The organism is Actinomadura sp. NPDC048955 (assembly GCF_040649435.1).
GTDB lineage: Bacteria > Actinomycetota > Actinomycetes > Streptosporangiales > Streptosporangiaceae > Spirillospora > Spirillospora luteofluorescens.
In genome coordinates this window covers 1-18,415 of sequence record NZ_JBEZJI010000085.1, presented here as the reverse complement: position 1 = coordinate 18,415, position 18,415 = coordinate 1, and the positions used below count along the sequence as shown (strand labels likewise).

The following is an 18,415-nucleotide window of genomic DNA, read 5'->3' as shown; positions in this document are numbered from 1 at the left end:
GCATCGTCGACTTCTACCCGCCTAATCTCGCTACGATTCCCGCCGATGAGCACCGCCAAAGGAGGCAGCGGGAAGGCCTCTGGCAAGCCTCCTCGATCGTGCCCCTGTCTTCTCCTGCCCATCAAGGACGACGACAAGCGCATCGGGCGGTATCCCCCCAGGTTGCCAGTGAGACGCCTTACGAGCGCGGCCGGACGCGGCCCTGCGCACCGTCTCGACGAGATAAGCGGGAGTGCCAGTGCCCGAACTGTAGGGTGGCCTTCCGCCCGTCGTCCGCACTGCTGCCTCCACGCACCCTGATTCGCATGGGTGATTCTCCACGGGTGGGACGTCTACGGTTGATTGTGCGTACGTGGCGAGGGCACCGGCCACCTCTGACGACCTCGCCAGCGCTCGAAGGCCGCACCCTCGGCTTCATGCCCCGTCAGGGACCTCGTGGGTGCGACCGGCTGCCAGCCCGAGCGGGCGGAATAGCTGGCTGATACCTGGTTGGCAGGAAGACCGCCACCAGGTCGCTCCGGGCGGTCATTCGGATGGGGGAGTGGCTCCCGAGTAGCTGGCTCGCTGAACCGAGACGAACCCAGCTTCTGAAGCTGCCGCGGCGAGAGGCCCCAAGCATGGAGCAACGAAGCCAAGAACCGGCCGGCGGCTGGATCGTGAACACGACATGACGCGGGGCCCGGGCCCGCCGTATGGCCGGGTTGTGGGACACAGAAAGCGGCGCGGACGCTCTAGCTGGCTGGACTGATGCGATTCGAGCGAAACTACCCAGAGTGATTCAGCCGGAATCTCGAATCGCACAAAAGGGACATAGAGTGAAGAAGCGCCCAAACATCGAGGCTCTCATTTGGCCCCCAGGGGGCGAACTCGCCCCACCTCTATGTGGGAGTTGGGTGAGAGGTCAAAGCGGCCCAGGGGGCTTCTCAGCGCCTTCTCGATGCTTATGCCCCCTCCGGGCGGCACAGAAGCCTCGTCAAGCTTCCTGTCCGTACTCCAGATGCAGGGTGTTGCGGACTGTCATCGCCCGATCCAGTGCGGCCTGCGCCTGTGAGGTACGAGCCGCCGGGATGCTTTCATCCGCCGCGTGGGAAATGATCTCGTTGATCGTCACCCCGAGAAGACTGGCCAGCCGCTTCTTGTCGCCGGCACTGGGGTGGCCGATGGCCAGGCACTCCTGGAGCTCAGGTAGCCAGTCGGCTGCACACTCGTCACTGACGGCCAGGTCCTCGGCATGCGCGAGTAGGTCCTCAGATGCGTGCATGACCCGTCGGTGGTGGCGCGCTACAGCAGCGGCCGCTCGTCCTTGCTCGTCGCGCTGGCGCAACCGCCGTTCGATGACGGCGCTACCGGCGGCCCACGTGCGTCGACCCTGGGGATCCTCCAGCGCTCCAAGCAACCTTCTGTGGCGGAGGGCTGCACTGCCTGGATTCTCGAGGCCCAGATGGCCGGCAAGGACCGCCCATTCGGTCTCAGCGGCACGGGCATCTTCGATCGCGGCGAGCTCCTCACGATCGAGGACATTTCGTAGGACCCGGATGAGGATCAGCCTGGCCGCCGCCTGGTCGGCCCGCTGAGGGCGGCTGCTCGTCGGACCCCGCAGGGCGCGGTGGCGCAGGCGGGTGTAGGTGAGAATGCTGACCGCGTCCTCGGCGTCCGGCCACAGGTCTCGATGTTGGTCTTCCGCGTCAGCATGCATCGCGTGCAGCCTGTCGAGGAGTTCTCGCAGGTCCAAGGGTGGGGGAGGGGCTGGGCGTCCTTTAGGCATGGCTCAAACCTAGAGGATAACCTCGGGCTTTTTCAGTTTGAAAAAGAGGAGGATTTATCGGACAGTAAAGGACATTTAGTGCAGGAGGTGTACGGCTCGACCGGCGGTCCCCTGTGAAGCCAGGCGTAGAGCCGCATGCGAGCGGCTGGACGGATCTAACCCCGCCCGAACCGCAGTAGACCGGTGCGGCTACTCAACGGTGTTGCGCCCCCGTAGAACCTGACGCAGACCGAGGGACTGCTTGGCCGAACTCTCGGCGATCGCCGGCTCAGACCGCGCGACCGCACACCGCTACTTCGACGACCCCGAGATCATCGACTACATCCTGCGTGCTCAGCCCCTAGGCTCGCCCGGCACCTGGCGCCACCTTCGGCGACTACCGCCCCGCACGCTCCCCAGCACCGACCAGCACCGCAACAAGATCTCCCACCACGCCGCCGCATCCTGCTGATCGCCTCTGGAGGCGCCGCCGACCTGCGCCGGGTCGACCCGCCTCTCCCGCACCCCGCCGACCGCCTGGCCCTCAACGACGTCGACTCCGACGCCTCCAGCATCCCCTCACACACCTGCCGCCCGCGACCCGCACCAAGACCGCCGCGCCCCCTGGTAACGTCCTGCGCACCGCCCCCACCTGGCCGCCGACCACGGGTGCCGAGCCAAGCCGTCCGCTCCCGAAGGTGATAACCGATCGGAATGCTGTCGCGACCTTGCTCCGCCTTGGACCCGACTCGTTGCCAGGAACCCGACACGGCATCCCAGAACTGGCAGACAGGAGGAACGCGGGGGAGAGGTTTAGTGGAGCCCTGCCGAAGCGTCGCCGGGGAGCTCGAACCGAGTGGCCCGCAAGTGCGCCAGAACCGGCGAGATCCTGGCCAGATCGCGCGCTGCCTGAGCGGCCACCTTGGTATAGAGGCTGGTCGTCGCCAGGTTCTTGTGACCGAGGACGGCCTGTAGCTCGTTCAGGCCGCCGCCGTTGCGCAGCACCCCGACGGCGAAGGTGTGCCGGAAGACGTGGGCGAGTTCGCCGTCGGGCCGGGGGACACCCGCCCAGCGGAACCACAGGTCGACGCGGTACTCGATCATGCCTGAGGTGATGGGGGAGCCGTTCAGCGCGATGAACAGCGGGTCGCCGGGGTCCACGGTTCCGAATCGTTGCTCACGATCGGCGAGGTAGGCCTCGACGCTGTCGACCGCGATGTCGTCGATGGGGACGTTGCAGTCTGCGGCCCCCTTGCCATGTAGCCGAAGAAGGCAGCCATTGACATCGCGGACCAGGTCGGCGACCGTGAGGCCGCAAACCTCGGCGGTGCGCGGCCCGGCCCCCGCGAAGACCGCCAGCAGTGCACGATCCAGCAGCACCCATTGGCTCCACGCCCCGGGCCGCGGCGTGGAGGCGGCGCGAGGTCTACGCGCGGGTCGTGGCCAACTCCGACGCGGACGCGGCGGCGGGACGCTTGCGCTTGGCGATGTGTCCAGGCGGCGGCACCCAGGAGGCGGGATCGTCGTCGGGACGCTTCGCCGGCCTGTTGCCGCGCCTGCGGAGCCTCGACTACCAGGAACCGGACGCGCTGGTCGCGGAGCTGGTGGTGCGCTCGCGCACCCCGTCGGCAACGACCTTGGCGCCGCAGACTGGGTTCGCCGCGCACCGGATCCCCCTGGGCGTCGCGGTCCGGCCAGGCGACATCAAGGTCGAGGACCTGCTGCTGTCGTCGGACGGGCGGCGCCTGACACTCTGGTCGACCCGCCTGGACCAGGCGATCATCCCGGTGCTGTACTCGCGGCTGTCACCCCACCTGCTTCCGCCGATCGCGCAGTTCCTGCGGCTTCTCGGGCAGCACGGTGCCCGCCCCTGGCAGATCTGGTCGTGGGGACCGCTGTCGGGCACCCCGTTCCAGCCGCGCGTCCGTTACGGCCCCACCATCCTCAGCCCAGCCCGGTGGGTCCTACCTCCCACGGTGATCGCCGCCGCCGACGGCGCCGACCGCTGGGACACCGCCCTGAAGTCGTGGCGGGCGGCGGCGGTGCCCGCCCCGCCCCACGTTGTCGTGGTCACCGATCAGAACCGGTCCCTTCCCCTTGACCTGCGACGCGGCGATGACCGGGAGATCCTGCGCCGCCACGTCAGAAGGGGTATCACCGCCGTCACTGAGGAACCGGGCGGGCCGGGCGCCGTTCAAGGCGTCGTGGCTGGGCCGCACGGCCGACACACCCTGGAACTCGTCGTTCCCTTCGCCCGGAGAACACCACCACCGCGGCCCGCCCGACCGCCAGTGAACGCTCCGCGCGCGGCCGTGGGCGTGCATCTGCCCGGCAGCCGGTGGCTGTCCCTTGTCCTGCGCACCCCCGCCACCTGCCAAGACCAGGTCCTCGCCCGGCTGGCCGCAGCCGACGTGATCGACGCCCCCTGGTTCTGGCTGCGCTACACCGACCACCACGGCCCCACCTGCGCATCCGGGTCCACGCCGACCCTGCACACCTCGGCGGCAAGATACTGCCGGCCATCTCCGCCCTGACCACTGACCTCGTCCAGCAGCGACTCGCCAGCGGCCTGTCGGTCGAACCGTATGAGCAGGAGATCGAACGCTACGGCGGCACCCCACACTCCATGGACGCCGCGGAGCAGGTGTTCATCAGCGACTCCCGATTGGCGCTGGCCGCGCTCACCGCCGAACCCGATCCCGATCAGCGGATCGTCATCGCCGCCCTGTCCGCCGCGGCGATCACCCGCGCCCTGGCCGACGGCGACCGGGCCGCGCTCGCCGGCCACCACCTCGACCGCCAAACCCGCAGACGCTTCACCGAACTACGCCCCCGCACTCGGGCAGCCGCCAAGACCACGCCGGCAGGAACTGCCGCGCTACCGACCACCCACCCGGCATGGACCGCCCGCCAGCAAGCACTCACCACCTACCGCGACACGCTCCACCCGGCCCGCCGCACCGACTGCGCCTCCTCCCTGACCCACATGCACATCAACCGGCTCCTGGGCGGCACCGCCGCAGAATCCCTGACGCGCGCGCTCGCAGTCGACCTGCTCTACGCCTCCGATCCGGCTCTGGCCCCCGGTCGGCGACCCGACTGAGATGAGCACCGCCCAGCAGGCGATCACCATCGCCGAGCGCCTCCTAGACCCCGCAAAGGTCCTGGCAGCCGTCCCCGACCGGCCCGCCGCCAGTCTCCAGAGCCTGGCCGGCACCGCGCTCCTGCACGCCCGCCTCGCCCAGGTAGACCCCGCCTTCGAAGCCGCGGCCCGCGCCCACTGGGACACCGCAGCAGCCCAGCCCCGCCCACCGGCCGCACATTCCGGCGTGTTCACCGCCCCCGGAGGCATGGCCGCCTCCCTCATCCTCGCCCAGCCCTACCTCCTCGACCCCGAGCCCCATCACGCCGACGTCCGCCACGCCGTGAAATGGCTGACGGCCCAAACCACCAGCAAAGCCGCCGACCACCGCCACCGTCTCCGCCGCGACCCGGCGACACCACCGACCTGGAAGCTCTACGACGCCATCACCGGCCTCGCCGGAACCGGCCGGATCCTGCTCGCCGCCCTCACCAACGGACACTGCGACGCCGAACCAGGCCTGATTGCCGCACTCACCACCCTCACCACCATGATCAACACTCCGCGCAGCGAAACACGACCAGGCTGGTGGCTACCCGCCGACGGCCACCCCACCAGCGGCATCCCGCCCTCGGGGGTGGCCGAGACCGGAATGGCGCACGGCATCGCCGGACCCCTCACCCTGCTGGCCACCTCAGCGACCGCAGGGTGGATGGTGGACGGGCAGAGCACCGCGATCCGCGTCGCAACCTCCTGGCTCCTGGCCTGGCAGACCCCCGAGACCACGAGTTGGCCGCCTTACATCACCGGCGCCGAACTCGACAACCAGCAACCCGCGACCATGCCGATACGGGGACGGCGAGACGCTTGGTGTTACGGCACCCCGGGCATCAGCCGCGCCCTCACCGCCGCCGGCCGAGCCCTTCACGACCCCCGACCGGCCCAGACCGCGTTCAACGCCATCTCCGCCCAGGCTGAACGAACCGCCGACCAGTGGGACACGCAAGGACCGGCTCTCTGCCACGGCACGGCCGGAGTCCTGCAGGCCGCAACCAGCCACCCCGCCACCGCCGAGCCGGCAACCACCGCCGACCTGGCAGCCGCCGCGCTGGTCACGGCGATCGATCCCCGGCACGCCTTCGCCGTCCAGAACCTCCACCACCACACCGTTACCGATGACCCTGGACTGCTGACCGGAGCCGCCGGCATCGCTCTCGCCCTCGCCGACCACGGCGGCCTCCCCGCCCCCCAGAACCCAGCACGATGGGACGCGGCGCTGCTCATGACCTGAGCAGCGGCCACTTCCGCCAGGGGCCGTCAGGCATGCTCACGCCGGGGGAGTGGTGCTCTTGCTCAGCTCCCAACAACGGGGAGCTCACAGCCAGAGCGGCGAACGCTCTGGCTGTGCCGGCGGATCGCTCGAATAGGTGATCTGTGCTGACCAACACGGCATCACGAAGCAATGCCCTCCGACCCGATACCTCAGCGGTCACCTGTCACATCGCCTACCTGCAGCCAGAGCCCGCACGGAGGCAGACCATGACCCGGATGACACCGGAGGCGTTCGCTCAATCTCTCGGCCTGCTGCCCGAAGCCTTGCAGGAGCGGGCGACAAGGCTGCAGACCTACATGAGGGGTCGACGCCGGACGCGCCGTGTAGATCAGGCGCGTTGCGGAGGTCAGCGCGGGCCGTGCCGTAGACGATTGGCGTCAGCCGAGAGTTCCTCCGCTTCGGCAGTGACGACATCGCTCCCGGTTCACGCTGACCGTCCAGCAGTTGGCACCCAATGAACATCAAGCTGTCCGTGCTACCGGGGGAACCTCAGGCTGTAAGGATGGTGAGGTGGCTCAGATGTCGGATGAAGCGCTGGGAGACGACCAGCTGAAGCAGTTCAGTGACGAGTTGACGGCGGCGGGAGTCGCCGCCGTCTACAACCCGTGGCCGGGCCGTGAGTCGGTGACCATTGATCTTCTGGGTGAGGCGTTCCAGGTCGTTATCAAGGTCGGACCGGGTGACCCGCGAGGCTATGAACTGTTTGTGGCCGTGGATGATGGTTCCGGCAATGGAGACGTTGAAGAAGTGGCGCCCTGCGTGTACGCACCCTGGGTCGTTCCGCTGGTTGACGCGGTAGTCCGGCACATCACCATGCGCGGCAGTATGCCCGCAACCCTCTACCGGGAAAACATACCCCCAGGGGGCCTGACTTGACATAACGTTCGTTATCGACTATCGGCGATACGCCTAGGGGAGAGGACGTCACGCGAGTCGTCCAGCGCCCCCCGTAGGGACTCATCGGCGTGTTGGTGTCGGACCACCAGGTTTACGGACAGGCCATAAGGTCGATCCGGCCTAAACGGTTCGCCATAGCGGTCAATTGCGCAGAAAGGAAACTTAGGGAGATGGCTTGCGCATAGCATGCTGTGGGAGGAAGGGGTAGCCCTGAGCGGAACGCTGCTTTTTGTTCATGGTACTGGCGTGCGTGGCGTCAGCTATGCCGGATCGCTTCGCCTGATCGGCCAGCAGGTTGTCGCGCACGACCTCGGTCTGGAGGTACGGGGCTGCTTCTGGGGCGAGTCGCAGGGGGCACGGCTGCAGTGCGAGGGTCGGTCAATCCCTGGATACGCCGAGGCGGGCGGACGCGCTCGGAGAGTCACCGAAGAGGACGTTGCCTTATGGGCCGTTCTGTACACCGATCCCTGGTACGAGCTACGGGTCCTGCGGGCCATGCCCGTCCGACCCGTGCCTCTTGGTCAGGAGCCTCCGGCCGTACGGTTGCGCCGCGCGGTGGCGGAGTATGTCCCGTCCGACGAACTCGCCGCCCAACTCACGGACGCCGGGCTTGAGGACCGATTCTGCGAGGCGCTCGACGCCTTGCGCGCCGCCCCAGAGTTCGAAGCGGCCGTGAAGACCGCGCCCGCCGACCCCCTGGAGCATCGTGCCGCGGTCGCGCGGGCGCTGGTCGCTCATACCCTCGTCGCGGCGGCCGAGGAGGGCGGCGTACCGTTTCCGGACGGTGCGGTGCGGGACGCGATCGTCCTGCGGATCACTGACGAATTCCACGGACACGGACTGGGCGTCGGCGATTTTGTCAAGCGGACCGTTGTCGGTCTGGCGGCCCGAGGCGCTACCCGCAGGCTGCGCCGCGACCGAGGCGCGCTGACCGACGCGGCCGCGCCCGCGAGCGGCGACGTGCTGCGCTTCCTGGCCAACGGAGAGGGAGCCAGGGAGTACGTGCGACGGGCCGTGACAGACGCAGCCGAGCGGGGCCCCGTGCACCTGCTGGCCCACTCGCTCGGTGGCATGATCTGCGCGGACCTGTTAGCCCGTGAACCCCTGCCCGCCGTCGCCACCCTCATCACCGTCGGATCACAGACACCGTTCCTTTACGAGATCGGCGCCTTTCCGAGCCTGGCGCCGCCCGCGCCACTTCCCGCCCACTTCCCGTCCTGGATGAACCTGTACGATCCGCGCGACATGCTCGCCTACGTCTGCGGTGGGGTCTTCGGCGAACGGGTGCGCGACGTCGCGGTCGACAACGGGCAGCCGTTCCCCTGGTCACACACCTCCTACTGGTCCAACCAGGACGTATGGGAGGCAGTCGCGAAGGCCGTCGGGTGCTGAACCCGGCAGACGCCGTCGTGTTCGCGGTCGGTATCGAACGTTACGGCTTCGGTGACGAGCTGCCTGGCGCGTCCGCCGAGGCGGTGCGGTTCGTAGAGTGGGCACTGTTGTGCGGAGTGCCGCCCGACCGGGTCACGCTCGCCTGCGACTCCCTGGAAGGGGCCAGGCCCAAGGGCGTGCGGCTAGTCGGCACCTCCCGGCATGAGATCGAAAAGGCCCTGGTCGAACTGTCTCGGCTGCAGGGGGAGTTGCTGCTGTTCTTCTGGTGCGGCCACGGCGTCGTCGACGAGGAGCACCGGCGGGTGCTGTTCACCTCAGACGCCGTCCCAGACGACCTACGCAACATCTCGGTGGACCACCTCCTCGACTATCTGGCGTCCAGCAGCCTCGGCGAGGAGTTCCGCAGACAGTTCCTGCTGATCGACGCATGCGCCAACTTTGTTGCCGAGCACGCCTTGCCCAATCGGGTTCCGATCGCGACGTTCCCGAAGGGCGGCCAGCGGGAAGTCGAGCAGTTCACCTACTTCTCCGCCGCCCAAGGGCAGCGCGCCCGGTTCGACCGCGTCCAACGGCATGCCTTCTTCTCTCGCATCGCCCTGCGCTGGCTGCATGACAACGTCACGTCGCTGCCACCCGACTCCAAGAAGTTTGTCGAGGAGGTGAACGGCGAGTTCGACCGACTGCGGCTGTCTGAGGAACTGCGCCACACTCCGGTATACCGGCGGATCAAGCGCGGCCCTGGGCATGAAGATGTCCTGCACGACGGCGTCCGACCTGTTTCCGGCACAGCCCAGGAGAGGATCCGAGCGAGCGGTCTCACCCTGGCCCAAGCCCAGCGGGTCATGGACGCCATGGCGAATCTGCGCGGCGTTCCCGCGAACCTGTTGGAGCGGTTCGATCTCGGCATGGTCGAGCGCATACTCTCCTCTCTCGCCAGCTGCGCCGACGAGGACACCGAACGGCTTGCGATCCGCCAAGCACAGGTCTGCCTCCAGCGCCAGCGGTGGATCGCCCCCGCCTTGGCCAGGTTCGGCGCCGTCACCCTCGACCACGTCCGCCACGCGTACCACAGTGCCGCGCCTGAAGGGGATACGGGCCTACCCACCGACCTGGACCAGGCGCTGGACATGGCCGCCGCCTACGGCCCGCGACCCGGCCATACCGCTCCGCTGCACCGCATGACCGCGATCCTGGAACACCTCACCGGCCGGCGCCTTGACGATGACTGGTACGGGTTGCCCGCCGACCAGCTCGCCGCACTGCGCCGCAGGGCCGCCGAGCCTCGCCCCCAATCCGCCCGCCTCATCATCGACCTGCGAGTCCCCGGCACGGCGCTGGTTGGCTGGCCAACGGAGATGGTCGGCCACCTCTATTTACCCGGTCGTAACTGGACCCAGCGGCAGGTCACCTGCCTGGCGTCCCAAACAGGTGCGCGCCAGGCTGTGAACCAGCTTCTCGACTGGGCATATGGACACTCCGCGGCGCTCACACTCGGGATGATCGTGCCGCGGGCAGTGCTGGACGCCGTCCCTGAAGCCTGGCCCTACGAGGATTCGCTCACTGAGCCAATCCCGCTCTGGCAGGAGCACCCGACAGTGCTGCACTGCGCTGAACGACTCAGTAATCGCAGAGCGTTGTCCGGATGGCGGGACCGGACTACCGCCATCAAAAAGCGGCTTCCGGACCTCCAACCCGAGGTGCAGTGGCTGGAGCCGTCCGACGCCCGCGAGATCACTTTGGCCGTGCGCCGAAGCACCGCCGCATGCATGGGTCTGCGTTTCCCCCTCCCGCCCTACGCGGCCGACAACTTCCGGCGCGACCCGATCATCGCCTCAATCGTCGGCGGCGCACCCTACCTGCTGTGGTGGGATACGGAACCGGACGACTGGGCGGACGCTGAGAAGAGCCTCCGCTATCTCGCCGCAGGAGGCCGCTTCGAAGACTTGCCCGAACGGTTGCACCGGCTACGAGTCGACGATCGCGACGGACTCGGCGGGTCACTACGCGTCATCTGGGACGCCCCCGACTGCCTACCGCCACTGACCGAACTGACCGGCCTGTCCGGTTCGACCGCCCGAAGGGACAGCCATGGATAGCTGGCGGCTCTACACCGGCGACAGCGACCCACACGACTACAAGCCACCTGAAGCGCCGAACTGGCGCCGCTTCAACGGCGAGGTAGTGACCGAGCCTCTACAAGTCCAACAAGACCCCCAGGAGGGCACGACGTTTCGCGCTACCCCCGACACGGTCGAGGCCGTCAACGCCGCCCTACACCTGCGCCGTCCCCTCCTGCTCACCGGACGCCCCGGCTCCGGCAAGTCCTCGCTCATCGACTCCGTCGCCAGGGAACTGCGGCTCGGGCCCGTCCTACGCTGGCATGTCACCTCACGCAGCAGTCTCAAGGACGCGCTCTACCGCTACGACGCCATCGGTCGTCTGCACGAGCACAACCTGGAGCAGCGCATCCCGTCGATCACCAAGTACCTGCGGCTCGGCCCGCTCGGCACCGCGCTACTACCCGCCACGCGTCCCCGCGCACTGCTCATCGATGAGATCGACAAAAGCGACATCGACCTCCCCAACGACCTGCTCAACGTGTTCGAACGCGGCGAGTACGAGATCCCCGAGCTGGCCCGACTCAAGGACACGACCGTACACATCCGCGAGGACGGCTCGGACCGCACTCATCCGATCACCCTCGGACACGTGCGCTGCCGCGAGTTCCCCTTTGTGGTCCTGACCAGCAACGGCGAACGCGACTTCCCGCCAGCATTCCTGCGCCGCTGCATCCGGCACCAGATGCCTGACCCCACCCCAGAACTTCTGAGAGACATCGTCACCGCACACCTCGGCCCAGAAGCCGCAACCGCAAGCGCCGAACTGATCGCCGACTTCGCCGACCGCGCCACCGCCACCCGCGCCCAAGCCACCGACCAGCTCATGAACGCCATCTATCTGGTCACCCGCGAACTAGCTCCGCAAGACGAGGAGCGCGACCGGGTCGTGGAACTTCTTCTCAAGCGGCTCGGCTCCGACCCAACATGATCGACAAATTGGTGGCGGCGCTCCGCGAGTCCGGAACCCACCTGGACTGGCGGGACCTCTGCGACACGCTCTGGCTAGCCCAAGCCCGCGGCCCGGGAGAGGCCATGCCGCCGCCGTCACGCTCGCCAACCGACGATGCCGCGCCCTCCGATGCCCTCCCACCTACTGCCCACATCCCGCAACCGCCATGGTCTGGACTCGAACCTTCAGCGGGACCCGCCGCCCCCGCGATGCTGCGGCGCGCCGGCGACGCCCAAGGCGACGGCGATGGCGTAGACCTCGACGCGCGAGCCCCCGGGTACTTCGCGTTGCCCGGCCGCCAAGAGATAGCGCGCGCGTTGTGGCCGATCAAGCGCCACCGCCTGTCCCGCCACGTCAGCACTTTCGACGCTGACGCTACCGTCGACCACTACTGCGACACCCGCGTCCTCATCCCGCTGCTGACCCCGGAACGCCAACAATGGTTCCGCGAAATCGCCCTCGTCGTGGACAGTGCGCCCACCATGATCGTTTGGCAGGAAACTGTACGCGCTCTCGCTGAGCTACTTGCACATCACAGCGCTTTCGAGCGGGTGTCGCGTTGGTCCCTTGATGGCCCGCAGCTGCTGTCTGCAACTGGCGTGCCGCAGGACCCACGCGTCCTTGCCAGCGAAGACGCGCAAAGGCTCGTCCTAGTGGTGACCGACTGTGTAGGCCCTGCCTGGCGCGAGGATCCGATCTGGGCGCTCCTGCGCGCCTGGGGCACTCGACTGTCCGTCGCGCTCGTACATATGCTGCCACCTCGGCTGTGGAACTCCACCGCCCTAGGCGAGACCGATACCCTGCTAACTACTCGTCAGTGCGGGGCACCTAATGTGCGCCTTGACCTAAGTCCGCCTTGGTGGTGGGACGAGGAGGAACTGCCTGTCCTAGGGCTCCCGGTGCTCACGCTCGAAGAAGATTCGCTACACGCTTGGGCCCGTATGGTGATGGGCGGCGCCGTAAAGGTACCCGGTATCATCCCGAACCCGCCCGATGGCCCTGCGCTGCCCATCCTCCCAGACCCCGGCCCACGTCAGCGTGTCTCCGCCTTTCGTTCGACAGTCTCTCCCGAGGCGGGTCGCCTAGCCATTCTGCTGTCGGCCGTGGAGATCACCCTTCCGGTCGCTCAACTCATCCTGCGGACCCTGATCCCCGGCGCGCGCCAGACCCACTTGGCTGAGCTCCTCGCTGGTGGCTTGTTGAAACGGACCTCGCCACCCAAGGATGATCCGGTCTACGACTTCATTCCCGGCGTGCGTGAAGTTCTGCAGGAGTCACTTACAACCACCGCTACGCTCGACGTCTGGCGTGCTGTGGCGCCGTACCTCGAAGCAACTACAGGTGACCGCGCACCGTTCTCGCGTCTCCTTTCCGTACAATCCGAAGACCGAGCTTTGTCCGGTGAAACACCGATGCATCACATCACAGCTAGTCTCATGGAAAGACTAGGGCTCCGAGATCTGCCAAGCGCAAGCCCGCCCCGTCGACGACCTCCGGCTAGCGCAAATGACGAATCGGTAAGCAAGCAGATACCATCACGCATCTGTCTGTTTGGTCCCCCGGGAGCGGGCAAGGGAACACAGGCCCAATTCATCGCATCTCACCTGTCGCTGCCGAAGATCTCGACAAGCGACCTCTTCCGCGCGAACGTCGCCGGCGGGACGCCGCTCGGCCGGCAGGCCAAGCAGTACATGGACCGCGGCGACCTCGTCCCCGACGAGGTCACCATCGCGATGGTGCGCGACCGACTCGGCGAGGACGACGCCCGTGACGGCTTCCTCCTGGACGGGTTCCCGCGCAACGTCCCGCAGGCCGAGACCCTGAAGAAGATCCTCGCCGAGTGGGACACCCGCCTCGACATCGTCCTCGAACTCGTCGTCGACGAGGACGAGGTCGTCCGGCGGCTGTCGGGCCGGCGCACCTGCGACAAGTGCGGCCGGATCTGGCACGTCGACTTCGACGACAAGCAGAACGACATCTGCGACGACTGCGGCGGTCACCTGTTCCAGCGCGACGACGACAAGGAAGAGGCCGTCAAGCGCCGCGCGGAGGTGTACCGCCACGACACGGCGCCGCTCGTACAGTACTACGCCGACGCGGATATTCTTGTTGGCATTGACGCGACGGGATCAGTCGAAGAGGTAACTCGCCGTGCTCTTACCGCGCTGCAAGTATTCGTTCCAAGGTCAGCAGTAGATACTAAGCCCGACCCGCTCACGGCTTCCTGTCAAGCTTTTCGCGACTTGGACGACCTATTGATACAGTACTGGCGCTGGGCGGGGAAGATGAGCGCCCGACAACTCGCCGATCGATCAAAGGGTACTTTCTCTCACAGCACCATTTCTTCTAGGCTACTCCATTCCGTTCCTGAGGGATCGCGACCATTTTCAACTAAAATGCAGTATGTTCGCGCTTTCATTTCCGCATGCGGTGGAAGTGAAATTGAGGTGCAGAAATGGGTTACTGCGTGGTGCGCGATCGATAGGGCGATGATGGCGGGCGACCTGGAGCCGTCGCTCGACTTGAGCGTCGGTGCAGCGCTCGAAGAAGGCAAGGATGATGTCTAAACGATCGAATACTTCCCGGGGGTCCAACAACTAAGCCGGGTGTTGCGTCGATCCGTTCGCATCCCTCGTGCACATCACAATGCTTGAAGGCTAACCGCGTCTAGGCCTTGCGCGGTGCTGCCTCTGCCCTCAAGCTCAACGAACGTGAAAGCTCGGCCAGCTGATTAACCGAACAGAATGCATATTCTGTTCGGTAAAGCGATTTGTCCCCGTCTGGGAGCTAACGGGTAGGTAGAGATCTATATCGCCTAGAGCGACCCGAGTGACGGCAAGCAATTAAGTCACGAACCATCGAAACGCTTCGGTAGGTGGAGTGGAGTCTGCGTCCTTCGAGTTGACCTCGGAGGGCGTGTGTGTGCCTTGTTCAATAAGAGGGTTGACGCATTACGAGGAATTTGCTCTGGTCCCAGGAGGTCCTCGGTTACCCGAGATACTCAGTCAACATCACAGCGATAACACGCACGTCGGTGTTCTCGTCGTGGGTGGCGCGGTCGCGTAGCAGGTCGAGCGCCTCCGGATGGCCTGCCCAGCCCTCCGCCACCGCCCGCACCGCTGTCCCCCGCACGTCGGTGTCCTCGTCGTGAGTGGCGCGGTCGCGTAGCAGGTCGAGCGCCTCCGGATGGCCTGCCCAGCCCTCCGCCACCGCCCGCATCGCTGTCCCCCGCACCCCGCGGTTCTCGTCGTGGCTGGCGCGGTCGCGTAGCAGGTCAAGCGCCTCCGGATCGCCCGCCCAGCCCTGCCCCACCGACTTCACCGCCGCTGACCGCACCATGTCACTTTCATCATGGATAGCGCGATCCCGTAGCCAAGTAAGCATTCCTGGCCAAACCCTCCCCACCGTTCCCACTGCGGTCGCCCGTACAAAGTGGTTTTCGTCGTGGGTGGCGCGGTCGCGTAGCAGGTCAAGCGTCTCCGGATTGCCCGCCCGGCCCGTCCCCACCGCCCGCACCGCGGTCGCCCGCACGTCGAAGTTTTCGTCGTGGGTGGCGCGGTCGCGTAGCAGGTCAAGCGCCTCCGGATCGCCCGCCCAGCCCGCTCTCACCCCCTCCACCGCACTCCCCCGTACAAAGTGGTTTTCGTCGTGGGTGGCGCGGTCGCGTAGTAGGACAAGCGCCTCCGGATGGCCTGCCCAGCCCTGCCCCACCGCCCGCGCCGCTGTCCCCCGCACCCTGGGGTTCTCGTCGTGGGTGGCGCGGTCGCGTAGCAGGTCGAGCGCCTCCGGATCGCCTGCCCAGCCCTGCCCCACCGCCCGCGCCGCTGTCCCCCGCACGTCGAAGTTGCCATCGTGGGTGGCGCGGTCGCGTAGCAGGTCAAGCGCCTCCGGATCGCCTGCCCAACCCGCCTTTACCTTCTCCAGCGCGGTCGCCCGCACCTCGGGATTCTCGTCGTGGGTGGCGCGGTCGCGTAGCAGGTCGAGCGCCTCCGGATCGCCTGCCCAGCCCTCCGCCACCGCCCGCGCCGCTGTCCCCCGCACGTCGAAGTTGCCATCGTGGGTGGCGCGGTCGCGTAGCAGGTCAAGCGCCTCCGGATCGCCTGCCCAACCCGCCTTTACCTTCTCCAGCGCGGTCGCCCGCACCTCGGGATTCTCGTCGTGGGTAGCGCGGTCGCGTAGTAGGACAAGCGCCTCCGGATCGCCCGCCCAACCCTCCGCCACCGACTCCACCGCGGCCCTCCGCACCCTGGAGTCTCCGTCGTGTGTGGCGCGATTCCGCAACCATGCGAGTAACCTTGGCTGTCCGCTGCCCTCGGTCCCCATTACCTTTACCGCCGCCGACCGCACGTCAGGGCTCTCGTCGCGGGCGGCGCGGTCGCGTAGCAGGTCGAGTACCGCCGGATCGCCTGCCCAATTCTGCCCCACCGCCTTCACCGCCGCCCACCGCAGGTCGGGACTCTTGCCGTGGAGTGCGGTGTGCATGAGTTCCTGCTTAGGGAGAGCTGGCAACGCAAGGAAGCCTCGCGCGAGGCGCCCTTTGTCGAAAAGGTCAGGCATGGTGGCGAACCAGCGCCGGAAGAGGTCGTAATCGAGCCATCCTCCCCCAGGTGATGTGTTGAGGAGCGGACGGAGCGCCCTGGGCAGCAGCTCGAGTTGCCAAGCGAAGCGCAGGCGGCTGGGACTGATCTGGAGGAGCCCAATGAGGGCGAAGGTGAGGGCGCGGCGCCGGGAAGCGAGTTCGGCGCCGCGTTCGACTTCGGCCGCGATGCGCAGGGCTAGCAGCAGGTGATGTGGGGGTGTGGAGCGAGTGCGCCAGGCGAAGTCGGAGTCCAATAGTTGATCAATTGTGTTAACGGCGTATCGCGGTGGGATCATTCTGGTTAGGAGAAGCAGAACTTCGGTCCATGCGGGGTCAGCCCGTCGACTGGTATAGATGGCAAGGAGTTCTTCAACGGTCAACTCGTGGTCGGCGAAGCGTTGGCTGATGTCGTTGGCGGCCAGGTATTCCAGGAAGGCGCGGTGGACGAAGCCGTACAGACCGGCGCCGTAGCTGGCCAAGATGAAGTTGCGATCGCGCAGTTGGGCCAGCATGGTGCGGGCAGCATGCACGGCGCGTTCGTCGGAGAGGCATAGTTCCCGGATTAGGTAGGCGCGGAAGAGGGTGGTGAGGTCGTCACCGGGAAGGTGATTGCCGGCAAGCCCGGCTGGGCCGTCCTGCATTCGCCGTGCGACCTCGTGCAGCATGCCCAGCTTGTCTTCCAGAGTGAGGTGTGGCATGTCGGGGTGTTGGTCGGCGAGTTCCTTGTTGACGTCCCACTGGTCGATCAGCAGATTCACCGCGTGCTGGTAGACGCGGCGGCGGTCGCGAGGCAGCTCGCGGCGGCGGGCGATGATTGACAGGATGGTCAGCAGCATCGGGTTGCCCGCCAGCTCTGCCACCGCCGGGGCGTTCTTGACCGCTTCCAGCACTCGGTTGCGCAACTGGATGGCTTCTCTCTGGTCGGGACAGCTGCGCTGGAACCAGGCGGTGACGAACTCGGTGATCTGCCGGCGGGTCAGGTCCTGCAGCATCAGGGTCGAGAATCCGGCACGGTCGAACACCGCCCGGTCGTAGCCGATCACCCGTGAGGTCACCACCACCCGGGCCTGGGGAAAGTTGCGGGCGAACCACTGGATTCGGCGCGCGACTTGATTGCGGTGCTTGGCTTCGAAGATTTCGTCCAAGCCGTCGAACACCACCAACACCCGACCTTTGGCGAGCCGCTGCTGGAGGAGCTCGCGGGGCAGGCCGTAGCCCTCGCTTCGGTACAGGTGGTCCCAGAAGTCCAAGAAATCGGAGTCCCGCCACCGCGCGTCTGCGAACTGCCTCAGCTCCACCAGAAGCGGCAGCCGCCCGGCCAGATCCCCGGTCAGCAACGGTTCCCCTCCTGCCCCAGAACCCGACGCGGATTCGGGGGCGGCGTGCAGGGCTTCAGCGGCCAGCGCCAGCATCAGGTATCGCGCGAGCGTCGACTTGCCCGCTCCAGGATCCCCCAGCACCACCACACCGGCCGACGCGGCGTCCACTGCCGCCAGCACCGGTCGGGTGGGCCGGTCACGGTAAGTGCGCTGCGCCTGCTCCAGCCGAACCCGGTCCACTCCCTCGGGAAACTCCGCTGGTGCCTCCAGCGCCCCGGTCCCGGCCAGCCGCAGCAGCATTTCCCGCGGCAACTCCAGCAGCTCAGAAGGCGGTGGATTGTCCCGTACCAGCTGCGAGACGAATACCTCGCTCAGCAACATCACCGGATGCTCATCCTGGTCGGGCATCAGCCGCTCCAGCTCCACCCGTTGGCACCGGTCCCGTAGTTGCTGCAGATACAGCTGCAGAGCTCGCTCGGTCTGCGCCGCATGTTCGGCCTTGGCCACCTGCTCTGCCATGGCGGCCTGCTGTTCGGCTTTGCGGGCCGCGTCCCACAGCCACACCCATCGGAAAGTCAGCACCACGGCGACCAGCGCCCCAGCGATGCCGGCGTACCAGCTCGCCCGCTCTACCGGATCTTGGCCCTCACCGGGTGTCAGGTACCCCCCTAGCAGCCCGCCGATGATCGCTGCTCCTGCGATCGTCGCTGCCGTCCATCGCCTCTTCGCGCCCCTCACTGCCACACCATCGGATCCTGCCCTCCCCCACCGAGCGAGCCCGGCGATTGCCGGTTCCGGTCACTTTCGGTCCACTCGGGCGACCTCGGCGCCAACGGCTCATCTCACGGAGGCGGCGCTGCTCGGGTGGTGCGCGCAGGACTGACCGGCTCTCGTGGATCGCCGGTGATGTCGGTGGCGTCGCGTTTAATCGAGGGGTGGACGTTGGAGAGCGCATCGCCGAGCTGACCGCCCAGGTCAAGCGACTGAACGATCTGTACTA

At 67.1% G+C, this 18,415-nt stretch carries 11 protein-coding genes and 2 pseudogenes; 10 read left to right on the top strand and 3 right to left on the bottom strand.

Annotation, left to right across the window (positions count from 1 at the left end):
- Nucleotides 1-973: 973 nt before the first annotated feature.
- On the bottom strand, nt 974-1,696 hold the full coding sequence (locus AB0C84_RS41970; protein WP_361077399.1) for a hypothetical protein: 723 nt from the start codon (nt 1,694-1,696) through the stop codon (nt 974-976).
- A 310-nt stretch (nt 1,697-2,006) separates the two neighbouring features.
- On the opposite strand from AB0C84_RS41970, the gene AB0C84_RS41965 reads away from it, so the two are divergent.
- Nucleotides 2,007-2,216 carry a hypothetical protein gene (locus AB0C84_RS41965; protein WP_361077397.1) on the top strand — a complete coding sequence of 70 codons (210 nt, stop codon included), beginning with the start codon at nt 2,007-2,009 and terminating at the stop codon, nt 2,214-2,216.
- Nucleotides 2,217-2,557: 341 nt separating this feature from the next.
- On the opposite strand, the gene AB0C84_RS41960 is transcribed toward AB0C84_RS41965, so the two are convergent.
- Nucleotides 2,558-3,124, bottom strand: a complete 567-nt coding sequence (locus AB0C84_RS41960) for a tyrosine-type recombinase/integrase (RefSeq protein WP_361077394.1) — start codon at nt 3,122-3,124, stop codon at nt 2,558-2,560.
- Here AB0C84_RS41960 and AB0C84_RS41955 point away from each other — a divergent pair.
- From AB0C84_RS41955 to AB0C84_RS41915, 9 genes and pseudogenes are all read left to right on the top strand, one after another.
- Nucleotides 3,106-4,278 (top strand): lantibiotic dehydratase, encoded by a 1,173-nt coding sequence (locus tag AB0C84_RS41955; protein ID WP_361077391.1) that lies wholly within the window; start codon nt 3,106-3,108, stop codon nt 4,276-4,278. The genes AB0C84_RS41960 and AB0C84_RS41955 overlap by 19 nt on opposite strands.
- The gene (locus AB0C84_RS41950) at nt 4,170-4,847 is read left to right on the top strand and encodes a thiopeptide-type bacteriocin biosynthesis protein (RefSeq protein WP_361077420.1); all 678 of its coding nucleotides are present in this window, start codon (nt 4,170-4,172) and stop codon (nt 4,845-4,847) included. The genes AB0C84_RS41955 and AB0C84_RS41950 overlap by 109 nt, the downstream gene beginning before the upstream one ends.
- A 1-nt stretch (nt 4,848) precedes the next feature.
- A complete protein-coding gene (locus tag AB0C84_RS41945) occupies nt 4,849-6,117 on the top strand; it encodes a lanthionine synthetase C family protein (RefSeq protein ID WP_361077388.1) in 1,269 nt (422 codons plus the stop codon).
- Nucleotides 6,118-6,678: 561 nt separating this feature from the next.
- Nucleotides 6,679-7,035, top strand: a complete 357-nt coding sequence (locus AB0C84_RS41940; protein WP_361077385.1) for a hypothetical protein — start codon at nt 6,679-6,681, stop codon at nt 7,033-7,035.
- A 207-nt stretch (nt 7,036-7,242) separates the two neighbouring features.
- On the top strand, nt 7,243-8,448 hold the full coding sequence (locus AB0C84_RS41935; RefSeq protein ID WP_361077382.1) for a hypothetical protein: 1,206 nt from the start codon (nt 7,243-7,245) through the stop codon (nt 8,446-8,448).
- Entirely contained in the window at nt 8,442-10,544 is a 2,103-nt protein-coding gene (locus tag AB0C84_RS41930) for a hypothetical protein (protein ID WP_361077379.1), read from the top strand. The genes AB0C84_RS41935 and AB0C84_RS41930 overlap by 7 nt, the downstream gene beginning before the upstream one ends.
- Nucleotides 10,537-11,496 (top strand): MoxR family ATPase, encoded by a 960-nt coding sequence (locus AB0C84_RS41925; protein WP_361077377.1) that lies wholly within the window; start codon nt 10,537-10,539, stop codon nt 11,494-11,496. Before AB0C84_RS41930 ends, AB0C84_RS41925 begins: the two co-directional genes overlap by 8 nt.
- Nucleotides 11,493-12,848, top strand: a pseudogene (locus AB0C84_RS41920) (SAV_2336 N-terminal domain-related protein); the annotation flags it as partial. The gene AB0C84_RS41925 and the pseudogene AB0C84_RS41920, both read left to right, overlap by 4 nt.
- Nucleotides 12,849-13,064: 216 nt before the next feature.
- A pseudogene (locus AB0C84_RS41915) lies at nt 13,065-13,688 on the top strand (adenylate kinase); the annotation flags it as partial.
- Between the two features lie 817 nt (nt 13,689-14,505).
- On the opposite strand, the gene AB0C84_RS41910 reads toward AB0C84_RS41915, so the two are convergent.
- Nucleotides 14,506-18,153 carry a HEAT repeat domain-containing protein gene (locus AB0C84_RS41910; protein ID WP_361077374.1) on the bottom strand — a complete coding sequence of 1,216 codons (3,648 nt, stop codon included), beginning with the start codon at nt 18,151-18,153 and terminating at the stop codon, nt 14,506-14,508.
- Nucleotides 18,154-18,415 lie beyond the last annotated feature (262 nt).

What these genes read in the sequence shown, in the direction of transcription:
- AB0C84_RS41970 (WP_361077399.1), bottom strand. Translation starts at nt 1,696, where the DNA reads ATGCATGCTGACGCGGAAGACCAACATCGAGACCTGTGGCCGGACGCC.
- AB0C84_RS41945 (WP_361077388.1), top strand. Translation starts at nt 4,849, where the DNA reads ATGAGCACCGCCCAGCAGGCGATCACCATCGCCGAGCGCCTCCTAGAC.
- AB0C84_RS41940 (WP_361077385.1), top strand. Translation starts at nt 6,679, where the DNA reads ATGTCGGATGAAGCGCTGGGAGACGACCAGCTGAAGCAGTTCAGTGAC.
- AB0C84_RS41935 (WP_361077382.1), top strand. Translation starts at nt 7,243, where the DNA reads ATGCTGTGGGAGGAAGGGGTAGCCCTGAGCGGAACGCTGCTTTTTGTT.
- AB0C84_RS41925 (WP_361077377.1), top strand. Translation starts at nt 10,537, where the DNA reads ATGGATAGCTGGCGGCTCTACACCGGCGACAGCGACCCACACGACTAC.